This is a genomic window from Caballeronia sp. AZ1_KS37 (assembly GCF_023631165.1).
Lineage (GTDB): Bacteria > Pseudomonadota > Gammaproteobacteria > Burkholderiales > Burkholderiaceae > Caballeronia > Caballeronia zhejiangensis.
The window spans coordinates 1-15,656 of record NZ_JALQDP010000047.1; the positions used below are offsets into that span (position 1 = coordinate 1).

General features: G+C 63.8%; 17 protein-coding genes. 15 read left to right on the top strand and 2 right to left on the bottom strand.

Going from position 1 to position 15,656, the window contains the following annotated elements:
* Together NCS00_RS32005 and prpB are read right to left on the bottom strand one after the other, a co-directional pair.
* Nucleotides 1–264: citrate/2-methylcitrate synthase (locus tag NCS00_RS32005; RefSeq protein ID WP_284508239.1), on the bottom strand; the 264-nt coding region annotated here is incomplete at its 3' end.
* Between the two features lie 23 nt (nucleotides 265–287).
* Nucleotides 288–1,184 (bottom strand): methylisocitrate lyase, encoded by an 897-nt coding sequence (gene prpB, locus NCS00_RS32010; RefSeq protein WP_008345869.1) that lies wholly within the window; start codon nucleotides 1,182–1,184, stop codon nucleotides 288–290.
* Nucleotides 1,185–1,369: 185 nt separating this feature from the next.
* Between prpB and prpR the strand changes: the two genes are divergently transcribed.
* From prpR to NCS00_RS32085, 15 genes are all read left to right on the top strand, one after another.
* Nucleotides 1,370–3,310 (top strand): propionate catabolism operon regulatory protein PrpR, encoded by a 1,941-nt coding sequence (prpR, locus tag NCS00_RS32015; RefSeq protein ID WP_250442170.1) that lies wholly within the window; start codon nucleotides 1,370–1,372, stop codon nucleotides 3,308–3,310.
* 76 nt (nucleotides 3,311–3,386) lie between these two features.
* Complete coding sequence (locus tag NCS00_RS32020; protein WP_167561871.1) at nucleotides 3,387–3,527, top strand: hypothetical protein; 141 nt, start codon at nucleotides 3,387–3,389, stop codon at nucleotides 3,525–3,527.
* A 290-nt stretch (nucleotides 3,528–3,817) separates the two neighbouring features.
* Complete coding sequence (locus NCS00_RS32025; RefSeq protein ID WP_008345865.1) at nucleotides 3,818–4,111, top strand: GYD domain-containing protein; 294 nt, start codon at nucleotides 3,818–3,820, stop codon at nucleotides 4,109–4,111.
* A 134-nt stretch (nucleotides 4,112–4,245) separates the two neighbouring features.
* Nucleotides 4,246–4,557, top strand: coding sequence for a hypothetical protein (locus NCS00_RS32030; RefSeq protein ID WP_075583566.1), 312 nt, complete (start codon nucleotides 4,246–4,248; stop codon nucleotides 4,555–4,557).
* Between the two features lie 284 nt (nucleotides 4,558–4,841).
* The gene (locus NCS00_RS32035; RefSeq protein WP_175982210.1) at nucleotides 4,842–5,885 is read left to right on the top strand and encodes an NAD(P)-dependent alcohol dehydrogenase; all 1,044 of its coding nucleotides are present in this window, start codon (nucleotides 4,842–4,844) and stop codon (nucleotides 5,883–5,885) included.
* A gap of 59 nt (nucleotides 5,886–5,944) precedes the next feature.
* A complete protein-coding gene (locus NCS00_RS32040; protein WP_250437811.1) occupies nucleotides 5,945–6,262 on the top strand; it encodes a hypothetical protein in 318 nt (105 codons plus the stop codon).
* Nucleotides 6,259–7,359 carry a WD40 repeat domain-containing protein gene (locus NCS00_RS32045; protein ID WP_034473658.1) on the top strand — a complete coding sequence of 367 codons (1,101 nt, stop codon included), beginning with the start codon at nucleotides 6,259–6,261 and terminating at the stop codon, nucleotides 7,357–7,359. The genes NCS00_RS32040 and NCS00_RS32045 overlap by 4 nt, the downstream gene beginning before the upstream one ends.
* Nucleotides 7,360–7,378: 19 nt before the next feature.
* Nucleotides 7,379–7,570 carry a hypothetical protein gene (locus tag NCS00_RS32050; protein WP_008345859.1) on the top strand — a complete coding sequence of 64 codons (192 nt, stop codon included), beginning with the start codon at nucleotides 7,379–7,381 and terminating at the stop codon, nucleotides 7,568–7,570.
* Between the two features lie 173 nt (nucleotides 7,571–7,743).
* Nucleotides 7,744–9,414, top strand: a complete 1,671-nt coding sequence (locus NCS00_RS32055; protein WP_008345857.1) for an aromatic/alkene/methane monooxygenase hydroxylase/oxygenase subunit alpha — start codon at nucleotides 7,744–7,746, stop codon at nucleotides 9,412–9,414.
* A 20-nt stretch (nucleotides 9,415–9,434) separates the two neighbouring features.
* Nucleotides 9,435–10,481, top strand: coding sequence for an NADH:ubiquinone reductase (Na(+)-transporting) subunit F (locus NCS00_RS32060; RefSeq protein ID WP_250442171.1), 1,047 nt, complete (start codon nucleotides 9,435–9,437; stop codon nucleotides 10,479–10,481).
* Between the two features lie 44 nt (nucleotides 10,482–10,525).
* A complete protein-coding gene (locus NCS00_RS32065; protein ID WP_008345854.1) occupies nucleotides 10,526–11,611 on the top strand; it encodes an aromatic/alkene monooxygenase hydroxylase subunit beta in 1,086 nt (361 codons plus the stop codon).
* Nucleotides 11,612–11,635: 24 nt separating this feature from the next.
* On the top strand, nucleotides 11,636–11,989 hold the full coding sequence (locus NCS00_RS32070) for an MmoB/DmpM family protein (RefSeq protein WP_008345851.1): 354 nt from the start codon (nucleotides 11,636–11,638) through the stop codon (nucleotides 11,987–11,989).
* A 49-nt stretch (nucleotides 11,990–12,038) separates the two neighbouring features.
* Nucleotides 12,039–13,064, top strand: coding sequence for an amidohydrolase family protein (locus NCS00_RS32075; protein WP_008345850.1), 1,026 nt, complete (start codon nucleotides 12,039–12,041; stop codon nucleotides 13,062–13,064).
* Entirely contained in the window at nucleotides 13,061–13,834 is a 774-nt protein-coding gene (locus NCS00_RS32080; protein ID WP_250442172.1) for a metal-sulfur cluster assembly factor, read from the top strand. The genes NCS00_RS32075 and NCS00_RS32080 overlap by 4 nt, the downstream gene beginning before the upstream one ends.
* 28 nt (nucleotides 13,835–13,862) lie before the next feature.
* On the top strand, nucleotides 13,863–15,500 hold the full coding sequence (locus NCS00_RS32085; protein ID WP_250442173.1) for a molecular chaperone GroEL: 1,638 nt from the start codon (nucleotides 13,863–13,865) through the stop codon (nucleotides 15,498–15,500).
* Nucleotides 15,501–15,656: the final 156 nt, after the last annotated feature.

Below are 15,656 nucleotides of genomic sequence, written 5' to 3' on the forward strand. Positions count from 1 at the left end.
GCCGCGCAACGCCTTCAGCTTCGTCTTGTATGCCTTCAGTTCGGCGGCGTTCGGCAGCTTGCCGTGCACGAGCAGATGCGCGATCTCTTCGAACTCGGACGTCGTCGCGACATCGAGGATGTCGTAGCCGCGATAGTGCAAGTCGTTGCCCGTCTTGCCGACGGTGCACAGCGCGGTATTGCCCGCCGTCACGCCCGACAGCGCGACGGATTTCTTCGGCTTGAATGCGCCCGCGCTTGCGGTGCTGTTGTCTGCTTCGCTCATGAGTTTGTCTCCTGAAACAAGGGTTATTTCTTCGCTGCGAACAATTGGTCGAGCTTGTCTTCGTAGGCGTGATAGCCGAGGTATTTGTACAGGTCGGCGCGCGTCTGCATCGTTTCGACGGCGGCCTTTTGCGTGCCGTCGCGCTTCACTGTCTCGTAGAAGTTCAAGGCCGCTGCGTTCATCGCGCGATACGCGCCGCAACAATACAACGCGATGTCGACGTTCGCATCCTTCAGTTCATCGACGGTGAAGAGCGGCGTCGAGCCGAACTCGGTCAGATTCGCGAGGATCGGCACGCGCACCGCAGCCTTGAAGCGGCGATAGTCATCGAGCGATTTCATCGCTTCGGGGAAGATCATGTCCGCGCCCGCTTCGACATACGCGACGGCGCGCTCGATCGCCGCGTCGATGCCCTCGGCGGCGGCCGCATCGGTGCGCGCCATGATGACGAACGAATCGTCGGTGCGCGCATCGACGGCGGCTTTCACGCGATCGACCATTTCGCCGGTCGGCACGACTTCCTTGCCCGGACGATGCCCGCAGCGCTTCTGTCCGACCTGATCTTCGATATGCACGGCCGCCACGCCCGCCTTGATGAACGAGCGGATCGTGCGCGCGATGTTGAATGCGCCGCCCCAGCCGGTGTCGATATCGACCATCAGCGGCAGCGACGAGGCGTCGGTGATGCGGCGCGCGTCGATCAGCACGTCTTCCATCGTGCTGATGCCGAGGTCGGGCATGCCGAGCGAATTCGCGGCCACGCCGCCGCCCGACAGATAGAGCGCCTTGAACCCGACGGCTTCGGCCATCTTCGCGGCGTAAGCGGTGATCGCGCCGACGACCTGCAGCGGCGATTCCTCGCGGACGGCCTGGCGGAACCGCGCGCCGGCGGTCTGTGCGGACTGGATTTCGGAACTCACGTTTGTCTCCTGAAAAAGTGCTACGTATAAGAGCAACTACCTTGCCAGCTTGCGATATTTTTCTAACTCGTTGATTTTTAGTGGTTTAGACGTTTCGGCTCCCAGCGCTTGATTTCACGCCTGAAATTTCCTGTTTCGAAACTGAAATCCGTAGCGCATACTGGATTTTTTTTGCGCAGACGATCATGCAAACCGAAACCGCCTCGCGCCCGCGCATCTGGGCGGTCGGCATCAGCCGGCTAAGGGATTTGTTCATCGATCTCGTCGACACCTACGCCGATCGCGCCGAACTCGATGTCGTGGCGCTCGGCTTCGAGGATGCCGCGAACAGCATCGAATCGGCGCGCGACGGCCGGCCGGATGTCGTCGTGGCGGGCGGCTCGAACGGCGCTTATCTGAAGAGCCGCGTGTCGGTGCCGGTCGTCGTCATCAGTCCGACCGGCTTCGACGTGATGCATGCGCTCACGAAGGCGCGGCGCGAGGGCGCGAGCGTCGCGCTCGTCACGCACGGCGACACGCCCGCGGAAATTCGCCGCTTCCTCGCCGTGTATGGCATCGACGTGATTTGCGCGTCCTATCGCTCGGCGCAGGACGCCGAAAACCTCGTGCTCGATCTGCGCGATCGCGGCGTCGATGTGGTCGTCGGCCCCGGCCTCGTCGCGGATCTGGCGGCGGACGCGGGCATGAGCGCGGTGTTTCTGTATTCGCGCACGTCGGTCGTCGCCGCGTTCGAGACGGCGCTCGAAGTCGCGCAGGCGATGCGCCGCGAAGTCGCGCGGCGCAATCGGCTCGACAACCTGTTGCAGCATCTTCGCGATGGCGTGGTCGCCGTCGATGCCCTTGGCCGCATCGAAGCGATCAATCGGCGGCTCGCCGCCGCGCTCGGCATCGCGGATGCGTCGCGCGCCGTCGGACAGGCGTTGCTCGATGTCGCGCCCGAACTCGACGGCGTGCTGCCTTCCGCCGACGGCGACGTGTTCGGCGCGGTGCGCGGCGTGAGCTACGCGATCCATCGCGGACCGCTCGCAAGCGATGGCGCGTCGGGCGGCACGATCTTCACCTTCCAGGAATCGCGCGCGGTCGAGCGGCTCGACCGGACGCTGCGCTCGCGGCAGGGCGCGCAGGAATTCGTCGCGCGTTATCGGCTGGAGGATGTCGTCGGCGAATCGGAGTCGATCGAGCGCGTGCGTTCGCTCGTGCGCCGCTACGCGAAATCCGACGCCACCGTGCTGATTCTCGGCGAAAGCGGCACGGGCAAGGAGATGGTCGCGCAGAGCATGCATCGGCTGAGCCGCCGCAAGGACTTTCCGTTCGTCGCGATGAACTGCGGCGCGTTTCCCGAAGCCCTGCTCGAAAGCGAGCTTTTCGGTTACGAGGAGGGCGCGTTCACCGGCGCGCGCAAGGGCGGCAAGGCGGGGCTGATCGAGGCGGCGCATCGCGGCACCTTGTTTCTCGATGAAATCGGCGAGATGCCGCCGTCGCTGCAAAGCCGGCTGCTGCGCGTGCTGCAGGAGCGCGAAGTGATACGGCTCGGATCGACGGAGCCGACGCGCGTCGATATTCGCGTGATCGCGGCGACGCATCGCACGCTCGCGCAAGGCGTCGCCGATGGTTCGTTTCGCGCCGATCTTTTTTATCGCATCAATATTCTGAGCATCGCGTTGCCGCCGTTACGCGCACGTTCCAGCGACGTCCTGCTGCTGGCGACCGCGCTGCTGACACAGGCCGCGCGGCGCGACAAGGCGCTTGCGTCGCGCGTGCCCGATCGCGAAGCGGCGGCGCGCGTGCTCGCGCCGCTGGAAGATGCGCTGTGCCGATATCCGTGGCCGGGCAATGTTCGCGAGTTGCAGAACATCGTCGAGCGTATCGCGGTGGAGTTATCGGATCGGGATGCGCCCCTTGCACTCGCGCTCGACGAACTGGAAGCGATCGCGCCGGAGCTGTTCGAGGACAAGTCCGACGCAAACGCGGACCGCTCGCTGCGCGATCTCAGCCGATCGGTGGAAGCCGATCAGGTCCGCGCATCGCTGGCTGCGTTCGGCGGCGATCGCGATGCCGTCTGCAAGGCGCTCGGCATCAGCAAGACGACGTTGTGGCGAAGGCTCAACGCGAAGCCGAAAAGCTGACGAGCCGCGTAAATGTGTCCGTAAGCTCGCGCTGCTAGCATCTCCTCTCTTTCCCAATCCAGAACCTAACGAACTCATGAAAAAGGCTGTCATTGCTGTGTTTGCCGCTGGTGCGGCATTTTTTTCCGTCGCTCCGGCTTTCGCCGCTTCGCACAATCACCATCAGGTTTGCCACAAGGTCAAAGTGCATCATCACTGGGAACGCCACTGCAAGTAAGCGCGTTTCGCAGCCGAAGGCGATGAGCCCCGTTCGCATCTTCCGACGGGGCTTTTTTTCGTCTCGCGACGCCGCGATCGCGCCGTGAAAGCGCGCTGTTAACAGTCGCCGTCGCCTATACTTTTTTCGCAGTCAATCGATATCCATACTGCGGCTTTCCCGAACGGAAGCGCTGTTGCTCATGCGCGATTGCCGCCTTGTCCTGCTTCCTCTCTGCCTCTTTATGCACGCAAAGAAAACGCGGCGCGTCAATACGTGCGGCCGCTTCACTTTCATTCGATGAGGACACCATGGCTACCTACATCATGCTGCTGAATTGGACCGATCAGGGCGTGCGTACCGCGAAGGACACGGTCGATCGCGCGCGCGCATTTCGCGAAGCGAGCAAGGCGATGGGCGCGACCATCGGCGCACTGCACTGGACGCTTGGCGCATACGATCTCGTTACATCGTTCGATGCACCCGACGATGAAACCGCGACGCGCCTCGGCCTCGCGCTCGGCGCACTCGGCAACGTCCGATCGACGACGATGCGCGCGTTCGGCGAAAGCGAGATGGAACGCATCGTCGGGGGATTGAAGTGAATCGGATAACTTAATAACGCATCGACCTCTGCATTTGGTGTGCCCGGGCGCGGCACGGTCATTGCGCAACTCATGATCGAGCAGACGGAAACGCCTGCGTCCTAATTTCCAGTCCGATCAAGGAGGGACGGATCATGAACAAGGCAATTGGCGCACTCATCGCGGCTGTAGCCGCGGCGGCACTGTCGAGCGGCGTTTATGCGCAGACGGCGGGAGGATCGAGCGGCTCGACGGGCAGCACCGCCAGCCCGGCGAATCAGGTGAACGGCGCGACGGGCGGATATGGCACGCCGGGCACCACCCATTCCGGCAGCGGCATGGCCGCCAAGCCCAATAGCGGCTTGCCGAGCAGCACGAACAGCACGACGAAGTCCGACGCGCCCGCGCCGAAGAGCAACAACACCTTGGCAACGCCGAGCGTCGTATCGCCGGCAGCCGGCCAATAACGCCGTATGAAAGACGGCGACCCATGTATCGGGTCGCCGGGCGTTGTGCGCTGCAATGCGTAGCAGGCGGATGTCGCAAGTTGCGACATCCGCATGGACAGCACTTCGGCAGGGTGTCCGATTTTGCGACAAACCCTGCCGATGCCGTCATCACAGAACGCGAAGGCCATCCACGCAGGCTCACGCGATGCCCCCGCTCGCATCGCGATTGGCGTGGTCCTTGCTCTTATCCCGGCGCATCGCTTCAGGCGAAGCATCGACGATAACGAACAAGGAGACATCACGTGAAGGCTGCCGTGCTGCATGAGTACGACGAAACGTTGTCCCGCGACGAATTCGTCCGCTATCAAGACGTCCCCACTCCCGAAATCTCGCGGCCCGACGATGTGATCGTCCGGATCGGCGGCGCGGGTGTGTGCCGGACCGATCTGCATATCGTCGAAGGCATCTGGCGCAGCAAGGTCGATATCGCGCTGCCCTACATCATGGGCCACGAGAACGCCGGCTGGGTCGAGGCGGTCGGGCGGGGCGTCGAAAGCGTCAAGGTGGGCGATCCGGTCATCTGCCATCCGCTCGTCACGAGCGGCCACTGTCTCGCGTGCCGGCGCGGCGACGACATGCACGCGACCGAAAGCCGTTTTCCCGGCATCAACGCGAACGGCGGCTATGCCGAATATCTCGCGACCGGCGAACGTTCGCTGATCCGCCTGCCGTCCACGCTCGCGCCGAAGGACGTCGCGCCGTACACCGACGCGGGCCTCACTGCCTATCGCGCCGCGAAGAAGGCATCGCGTCATCTTTTGCCGGGGCAGTTCGCCGTCGTGATCGGCGCGGGCGGTCTGGGTCACATCGGCATTCAGGTGCTGAACGCGCTGTGCGCGGCGGAGATCATCGTCGTCGACCGATCGGAGACCGCCCTCGCGCTCGCGAAGGAATGCGGTGCGCATCATACGGTTCAGGGCGGCGACGACGCCGTCGAGCGCGTGCTCGAACTCACGCAAGGCAACGGCGCGGAAGCCGTGATCGATTTCGTCGGCGAAGGCAACGCGATCGCGCAAGGTCTCGCGATGACGCGCAACGCGGGCTTCTATTACATCGTCGGCTACGGCGGAAAGATCGACATTCCGACGATCGACATGATCACGAGCGAAAAGACCATCGTCGGCAATCTGGTCGGCACGTATCCGGAACTCGTCGAGCTGATGGCGCTGGCCGATCGCGGACTCGTCCATCTCGCGACGCGCGAGTATCGACTGAGCGAGGCGAATCAGGCGCTGCGCGACCTGCATCACGGCAAGGTGAAGGGACGCGCGGTCCTCATTCCGTAACGACCGGCCGGCCTCGCGACAGACGAGGCCCGCAAGCCAGGCTTTCATCGGAGAACGCCATGACTGCGCAGGGCCAACCCACGCCCATATCGGAGCGCGTGCGGCTCGTGATCGAGCTCACGTGGATCAATTCGGAGCATCTGCGAAGCAAGAGCCGTTTCGCGGGCGTCGAAATCGAACTCGAAAGCGCGCTGGCCGCGAGCCGGCCCGAAGCACGCACGTCGCTGCAATTGTTGCGCATCGAAATGCTGCGCGATCAGCTTTGGGAAGCGGACCGGGCGCTGAACGCGCTGGAGGAAGAGCGCGCGCGTCTGGAGGCGGCGCTCGCGAACGCGGAGGCGGCGACGCGCACCGCGCATGGCCGCGATCCGCGATGAACGTAAGCGCGCCCACGCCGCTCGTCGAGCTGCTCGGCGCGTGCTGGACGGCGCACGCGAGCGTGACGGCGGCGACGTGGAATGTAGGCGGCACTCACGCGGGCTTCACGCTCGGCGATGGAACGCTCGTGCTCGCGTCGGGCGAATGGGAAGGCGGTCCGCAACTCAAGGCGCACGAGACGCGCGGCGTCGAGTTGATCAAGGCCACCGCGCCGCCGCCGCCGCTCGCGCGCTTTGCGATACACGATGGCGCGAGCCTCGGGCTCGCCGCCGATGCCGATGGAGGCTTTCTGAGCGCGGGCGATGACGGCAGGCTCGTGCAGATGGACATCGATGGCAATGTGCGCCAGCTCATAGCGCAGCACGGCCGACGAATCGATCACGTCGCCGTCTCGCGCTCGGGCGTGCGCGCGTATGCGAGCGGCGCGCTGGTGCGGCTCATCGGCGCGATGGAAAGCGAGTTGACGCTGCCCGCTTCATCGACCGCGCTGATGTTTGCGCCCACCGCGCAGCGACTCGCCATCGCTCACGCGGGCGGCGTCACGCTGTGGGATACGCGCGCCGCGACGTCGCGGCTCTTTGCGTGCGCCGGATCGCCGCGCGCGATCGCGTGGAGTCCCGATGGCCGGTATCTCGTCGCGGGCACGGAAGGCAACGCGCTGCACGGCTGGCGTCTTCCCGATGGCGACGATATCGAACTCGGCGGCTATGCGCTGCAGCCCGGCTCGCTGTCGTTCTCGGCGGACGGCCGCGTGCTCGTCACGAGCGGCGGACCGCGCGCGGTGTGCTGGCGCTTCGATCCGCCCGATGCGGATGATCGTCCGCGCGAATGCGGCGTCGCGGGCAGCGCGCCGGTGAGTGTCGTCGCGTGTCATCCGTCGTTGTCGCTGATCGCGGTCGGTTATCGAAGCGGCGCGGTGCTGTTGTGCCAGCCCGGCGGCGCGGACGTGCTGTTCGTCCGGGCCAACGGCGGCGCGGCGATATCCGCGCTTGCGTGGGCGCCCGACGGCGGGCGTCTCGCCTATGGCACCGAAGCCGGCGAGATCGCGCTCGTGTATTTGCCGCACGCGTTATTCCGCATTTCAGGTTCGCATTAGACGCTCGAGGGAGACGGAGATGACGACCGATGCATCCACGAAGGAAGCGTTTTTCGAGCGGCTCGGCGCGCTGTCCGACGACATGATCGCCGCGCATGGCCGCGACTTCGCGATGGGCGCGCTGATACTCGCCGCGCGTTTCATCGCACAAGGTCAGCCGGTCGCGGATGCGGCGAATGCAAGCGCGAGCAAGATCATCGTCGACCATTGAGTGATGTCGCAATTCGGGACACCGTAAGAAATTCGATCGTCGCGTTCCACGACACAAGCGCATCGAAAACCCATGAAACACGGCGTATTCGCGGATGGCACGCTTGTCGCTCTTCGTGCTGCCGTGCCGATGCAAACGGCGCAATCGCCCTGTAACCGGACAAGGAGAGCTCGATGTCAGAAGCATTAACGCTCAACAAGATCACATCCCAGCGAGGCATCAGTATCGGCGAGGCGGCAAAACGCGTCGCCGATCTCGGCTGGACACCCAGTTACGTTCAGGAAGCGATGACCTTCCCGACGGACTACAAGATCAGCAAGGCGCCGCGCGATCCGATGAAGCAGGTGCTGCGCTCGTATTTCCCGATGCAGGAGGAAAAGGACAACCGCGTCTACGGCGCGCTCGATGCCGCGCTGCGCGGCGACATGTTCCGCAATGTCGAACCGCGCTGGGTCGAATGGATGAAGCTGTTCCTCGCGATCATTCCGTTCCCGGAAATCTCGGCCGCGCGCTCGATGGCGATGCTGGGCCGTCTCGCGCCCGGCGAAGAACTGCGCACGGGCTTCACGATGCAGATGGTCGACGAGTTCCGCCACTCGACGATCCAGATGAATCTGAAGAAGTGGTACATGGAGAACTACATCGATCCGGCGGGTTTCGACATCACCGAAGCCGCGTTCGGCAAGTGCTACGCGACGACCATCGGACGTCAGTTCGCTGAAGGCTTCCTGACCGGCGACGCCGTGACGGCCGCCAACGTGTTCCTGCAAGTGGTCGCGGAAACGGCGTTCACGAATACGCTGTTCGTCGCGATGCCGTCGGAAGCCGCGCGCAACGGCGACTACGCGCTGCCGACGGTGTTCCTTTCCGTGCAATCGGATGAGAGCCGTCACATCGGCAACGGCCATTCGCTGATGATGTCGGTCATCAACGACCCCGACAATCATCTGCTGCTCGAACGCGATCTGCGTTACGCGTTCTGGCAGAACCACGCGATCGTCGATGCGGCTATCGGCACGTTCATCGAATACGGCACGACGGACCGCGACAAGAAGAAAGAGTCGTATGCGGAGCTGTGGCATCGGTGGATCTACGAAGACTATTACCGCACCTACATGCTGCCGCTCGAAAAGTACGGCATCAAGATTCATCACGACGATGTCGCCGCCGCGTGGGATCGCCTCGTCAAGAAGAACTACGTGCACAAGGTCGCGCAGTTCTTCTCCGTCGGCTGGCCGGTGAACTTCTGGCGCATCGAGGCGCAGACCGAGAAAGACTTCGAGTGGTTCGAGCACAAGTATCCCGGCTGGTATGCGGAGTTCGGCGAGTACTGGAAGTGGTACGCGAAGAAGAGCGTGCCCGGCCAGACCAACATGCTGTTCGATCAGGAGAACGGCTACGTGTATCCGCATCGCTGCTGGAGCTGCCTCGTGCCGTGCCTGATTCGCGAGGACTTCTGCGTCGATGAAGTCGACGGCAAGCTCTACACGTATTGCTCGGAGCTATGCCGATGGACGCACAAGGTCGCGTTCGCGTCGGAATACGAAGGCCGCCCGACGCCTGCGATGGGCCGTTTCAGCGGGCGCCGCGAATGGGAAGAGGTCTATCACGGCTGGGACCTCGCGGATTGCATCAAGGATCTCGGCTTCGTGCGCAGCGACGGCAAGACGCTCGTGCCTCAACCGCATCTGCGTTTCGACAACCGCGACATGTGGACGCTCGATGATGTGCGCGGCCACACGATCCAAAGCCCGATCGTGTTGATACGAGAGATGACGCCGGAGCAGCGCGAGAAGCACATCGCGGAGTATCGCGCGGGCTTCACGATCAATCCGTGCAATTGACCGATGCGAGGGAGGCGCGTATGAGCGGCGATGAGTCTGTGACGCACACGGTCCGCTTCGAGCCGGTCGGTGTGGAGATGTCGGTCGAGGAAGGCGAAACCGTGCTGGAAGCGGCGTTCCGTCAAGGCATCGCCGTCATGCACGGATGCAAGGAAGGGCAGTGCAGCAGTTGCAAGTCGTTGCTGGTCGAAGGCGACGTCGAGATGAAGAAGTATTCGACCTTCGCGCTGCCCGACTACGAGAAGGAATCGGGTCACGTCTTGCTTTGCAGGACGCTGGCCTACAGCGATCTCACCGTCGAACTGCTCAACTACGACGAAGACCTGATGCGCCGCTCCATACCCGTCGCCGAATACGACGCGACCGTCACGAGCATCGCCGCGCTCACGCACGACATCAGGCTGCTCGAAGTGGAACTGAGCCGTCCGTTGCGTTACTGGGCGGGGCAGTACGTCGATCTGACGCTGCCATCGGCGGGCATCACGCGCTCTTTCTCGATGGCCAATCCGCCCGATGGCGAACCGCGCCTCTCCTTCATCATCAAGAAGTACCCGAACGGCGCGTTCTCGTCGCGGCTCGACGAAGGTCTCAAGCCCGGCGACCGGATGATCGCGAAAGGTCCGTACGGCACCTGCTTTCGACGCGAGGATCAGCCCGGCCCGATGGTTCTCGTCGGCGGCGGATCGGGCATGTCGCCGCTGTGGTCGATCTTGCAGGACCACGTCGCGAGCGGCGAAGAGCGGCCCGTGCGCTTCTTCTACGGCGCGCGCACGCGCCGCGATCTGTTCTATCTCGACGAGTTCGCGGACTTCGCTGACAAGCTGCCGGACTTCCGCTTCATACCGGCGCTCTCGAACGCCGAACCCGCCGACGAGTGGACGGGCGAGACGGGTTTCATCCACGAAGTCGTGAGCCGCACCTTGCGCGACGAAGCGCTCGCAGGCGATATCGATGCCTACACGTGCGGTCCCACGGCGATGATCGACGCCGTGATCCCGGTGCTGCAAATGGCCGGCGTAGAACCGGAACGGCTGTATTTCGACAAGTTCACGCAGGCGGTCCGATGACGGCCCGTCGCCCTGATATTCGCTGATCGGAAAGGAGACATGACATGAGTACGTCGACGGAGCAGTCATCGCCGCTTAAGTCGGGCGCTGCGGGCGCGGCGCAGTTCGTGGGCTGGGACAGCCGCAAGTACAACTATTTCGAACCGAAAGGACGCAAGGCAAGCCATTACGAAGACATGACCGTCGACGTGCAGCCAGACCCGAAGCGCTATCTCATTCAGGACTGGATACTGCAATTCGCCGACGGCACGCCGACCTATTCCGAAACGTGGACCGCCGCGCAATGCTCGGACTGGCACACGTTCCGCGCGGTCGATGAAGAATGGGAGCGCACGCACTATCAGCGCCAGTCGACCATCGTCGGAATGATTACGAACGCGATCGGCAATGCGCGGCGCTCGGGCGCGGTCAAGCGCTTCGACAAAGCCTGGGTGAAGGTGCTCGAACATCATCTCGGCGCGTACAAGCACGCGGAATTCGGGCTCGGCACGGCGACCATGCACGCGCAGCGCTACGGCTACACGCAGATGATCAATAGCGCGATCCTGACCAATGCATCGTACAAACTGCGCTTCGCTCAGGACTTGACGTTGTATCTCGGCGAGATCGCGCTCGATCTGCCGGGCTTCGATCTCGACGCGGGCAAGGAGCACTGGCTCAACGATCCGATGTGGCAGGGCACGCGCCGCGCGATCGAAACCATCGGCGGCGCGACCGATTACCTCGAAAAGTATTTCGCGGTGAACGTCGTGTTCGAGCCGCTCGTCGGCGATCTCTTTCGCAGCGGCTTCATCATGCAAGTGGCTGCCGCGCAGAACGACTTCGTGACGCCGACCGTGGTATCCGCCGCCGAAGGCGACTACGAGCGCAATCTCGCCAACGCGGTCGAGCTGTTCCACATGCTCGCCAACGATCCCGCGCATGGCGATGCGAACCGCGCGCTCTTCGGCGCGTGGCTCGACAAGCATGGCGCGCTCGCCGCCGATGCCGCGAAGCATCTTCAGCCGATCTGGTCCATTCCGCACGCGAAAGCCGCGCAATACACCGACGCCCTGAGCAGTTCGGTCGAGCGCGCGCAACTGATCGCGAAGGAAGTCGGCATTCCGTTTTCGCTCTCCATTCAAGCCTGAATCCACCGCGAACAGGAGCCGCTCATGTCAGTGCATACCGACAACATCTTCAAGCCGATCAAGGATCTTCGCTTCGATCAGACCATCTCGCATCAATGCGGCGTCACGATGAACGACAGCGTCGAGGCGCGCGCGATTGCGGAACTGATGGCGACGAAGCCGGGCATCACCGTGACGTATCTGCCCGCGATGATCCGCATCGACGGGCAGGGAAAGATCGAGTTCAAGATGGGCGAAATCAGCGACGTGCTGGGCCGCGAGATGACGCCACATCTGTTCGAGATATCGACATCGACGCATTACGGACGGATGGTGATGATCGACGACGATACCGTCGTGCTGTTCGGCAACATGGAAGACGCAATGGCCTACGAATGAAAACGTTCGCGGGTGCGCCCGCGAGCGACAACCCCACGGAGACAGCAACATGTTCAGAACCCAGGACGGCGAGGACATTTTCATCATCGACGGGCACGTTCATCTTTGGGACGGCAGCAAGGCGAACGTGAAGAACGTGCATGGCCAGCAGTTCATCGACTGCTTCTATGCGTATCACAAGAACCTGAGCCCGAAGGAATACCTGTGGCCGAAAGAAAAGTTCGACCAGTACGGCGAAGCGGTCATGTATGAAGACCTTTTCGTCACCGGTTACGACGACATGGCGATCTGCCAGCCGACCTATCTGACCGACTTCTACAAGAACGGCTTCAATACCACCGAAGCGAACTATGTGGTGAAGAAGAAGTATCCGCATCGGTTCATCGTGAACGGCGCGTTCGATCCGCGTGACGGCGAAGCGGGGCTCGAACGTCTCGAGGAGCTGGCGCAGTTGTACAAGATTCAGGGCGTGAAGCTCTACACGGCCGAATGGCGCGGCGACAGCAAGGGCTACAAGCTCTCCGATCCGGGCGCGTACCGGTTTCTCGAACGCTGCGAGAAGCTCGGCATCAGGAACATTCACGTTCATAAAGGACCGACGATCCTGCCGCTCAATCGCGATGCGTTCGATGTCGCCGATATCGACGACGTGGCGACGAGCTTCCAGAACCTGAACTTCATCGTCGAGCATTGCGGCTTGCCGCGTCTCGATGACTTCTGCTGGATCGCCACGCAGGAGACGAACGTGTATGGCGGCCTCGCGGTCGTGCTGCCGTTCATCCACACGCGGCCGGAATACTTCGCGCATGTGATTTCGGAGCTGCTGTTCTGGATCGGCGAGGACCGCATTCTCTACGGCAGCGATTACGCGATCTGGTCGCCGAAGTGGCTCATCGACAAGTTCATGGCGTTCGAGTTGCCCGAATCGGTCGCGAAGGAAACGGGCGCGAAGCTGTCGCTGGAGGCGAAGAAGAAAATCCTCGGGCTGAATGCGGCGCGTCTGTACGGCATCGATATCGAGGCGCAGAAGAAGCTGCTCGAACAGACGCCGCAAAGCGCGGTCGCGCACGCATGAGCGCCGCGAGCGCGGTGAGCGAACCGGCGGCGCAAGTGTGGGAGCGGCTCGCATCCGTCATCGATCCGGAACTCGACGAGTCGGTGACGGAGCTCGGCTTCGTCACGTCCGTCGATGTCGATGCCGATGGCGGCGTGAGCGTCGCCTTCCGGCTTCCGACGTACTGGTGCGCCGCCAATTTCGCGTATCTCATGGCGGCGGACATGCGCGCGGCGATCGCGGATCTGCCGTGGGTGACGGGCATCGGCATTACGCTCGACGAGCACATGTACGCCAACGAGATCAATCGCGGCATGGCGCAGAACCTGTCGTTCCGGCAGGCATTCGGCGATGCCGCGAACGACGATCTCGACGCGGTGCGGCAGACATTTCTCGTCAAGGCGTTTCAGCGCAGGCAGGCGGCGTTGCTCGCGCATCTGCTGGCGAGCGGGCGCGAAGCGGAGGCGCTCGTGCGGCTCACCATCGGCGAGCTTGCATCGCTTGCCGACGAGCCGGAACGCGCGCATCTGATCTCGCGTTACATGGAACGGCGTCACGTATGCGGCGGCGCGATGGACGAAGCGCAGCCCGCGTTCATCGACATACACGGCGCGCCGCTCGATCCCGCGACGCTCGGCGCGTATCTGCGCGAGTTGCGGCGCGTGGGCGTCAACGCCGAGTTCAACAGCGCGCTATGCCGCGGTCTTCTTGCGGCGCGTTACGACGATGTCGAAGAGAAGCCGGTTCGCTTCGATCCGCGAACGCGCGATGCATCGACGATACGGACATAAATCGAAAGACAGGAGACAGGAGCACACGATGCCGAACATCATGTTGCATGACGAAGAAGCGCGCGCGGCGCTCGGCCGGGGCGTGGGCAAGCTCGCGCGGGCGGTACGCGGAACGCTCGGGCCGAAGGGCATGAACGCGATCATCGACCGGCCGATCGGCTCGCCGATCATCTCGCGCGACGGCGTGAGCATCGCGAGCGAGATCGAGCTGGAAGATCCGTTCGAGAACATCGGCGCGCAGGTCGTGCGGGAAGTGTCGAAGCAGACGAACGACGTCGCCGGCGACGGCACGACGACCGCCACCGTGCTCGCCGATGCGCTCGTGCAGCAGGGCCTCGAATGTCTCGCGGACGGCGCGAATCCGGTCGAACTCGTGCAGGGCCTCGAAGCCGCGGTGAACGAAACGATCGACGCGCTCAAGCGTTCCGCGACGCCGCTTTCCGGACCGGAAGAAGTGCGCGCGGTCGCCGTGGTCGCCGCCAACGACGAATTCACCGGCGGTCTCGTCGCCGAGGCGCTGGAGCGCGTGGGCGCTGACGGCATCGTCGATGTCGAATACGGCTCGACCGTCGAGACGCGGCTCGAAGTGGTGGAAGGCATGGCGTTCGACCGCGGCTATCTTTCGCATCACATGGTGACGGACATCGAACGCATGCAGGTCGTGCTCGACAATCCGCTCATTCTCATGACGGATCAGCGCCTGCAAAGCCAGGACGACGTCGCCGCGATTCTCGCGCTCGCGAACGAGCACAAGCGCGCGCTCTTCATCATCGCGGAGGAAGTCGCGCCCGCGTGCGTCGTCACGCTGCTCGCCAATCGCGACAACGGAGGCTTCGGCGTCGCGGCGATTCATCCGCCCGAATACGGCCACTGGCGGCGCGCGATGCTCGAAGACATCGCGATCGTCACCGGCGGGCGCGTCATCGCGCGCGATCTCGGCGGCCGGCTCGACGCCATCGACATGCGCGACTTCGGCAGCGCGCGCCAGGTGCGCGTGTCGTCGAATCAGACGATCATCACGGCGGGCGCGGGCGATCCCGCCGCCGTATCGGCGCGACGCCAGCAGGTCGCGCGGCAATATGACATGGCGCCGGAGAACGTCGAGCGCGACAAGTTCGAAGTGCGCCTCGCGAAGCTCTCGGGCGGCACCGCGATGATCCTCGCGGGCGGAGCGACGCCCGTCGAGCAGAAGCGCCGGCTTCATCTGATCGAGGATTCCATCAACGCGGCGCGCGCGGCGATTGCCGAAGGCGTGGTGCCGGGCGGCGGCACGGCGCTGCTGCGGGCATCGGCGCAACTCGACGGATTGATCGCGCGAAGCCACGGCGCCGCGCAACTCGGCGCGATGCTGCTCAAGCGCGCGCTCGCGAAGCCGTTGTTCACGATCGCGTCGAATTGCGGACTGGACGGCGCGTCGATCGTCGCGCAGGTGGCGAAGGCGGATCGCGCGACCGGACTCGACGCGCGCACCGGCGAGATCGCCGATCTGGCCGCGCGCGGGATCATCGATCCCGTGAAGGTGAGTTACAGCGCCGTGCGCAACGCGGCGTCCGTCGCCGCGCTGATCCTGACGACGCAGACGCTCATCGCGAAGAAGCCCGACATCACCGATCCGACGGCGGGCCCGGCGCTCGGCGCGGGCGCGGAGCTGCTCGGCCGCAAGTAGCGCGCGCTGCTGCGCTGCGACACAGCGCGCGGCGCCAACGGGGGCGTTTTCCCCGAGAGGACGAGAGACGCACGAGGTCTATACTCAGCGGACTGTGCTGCGCAATCGCCGGGCCAAGCCGGCGAATCCCGATGCAGCAGCCCCCGCGAGTCGCGC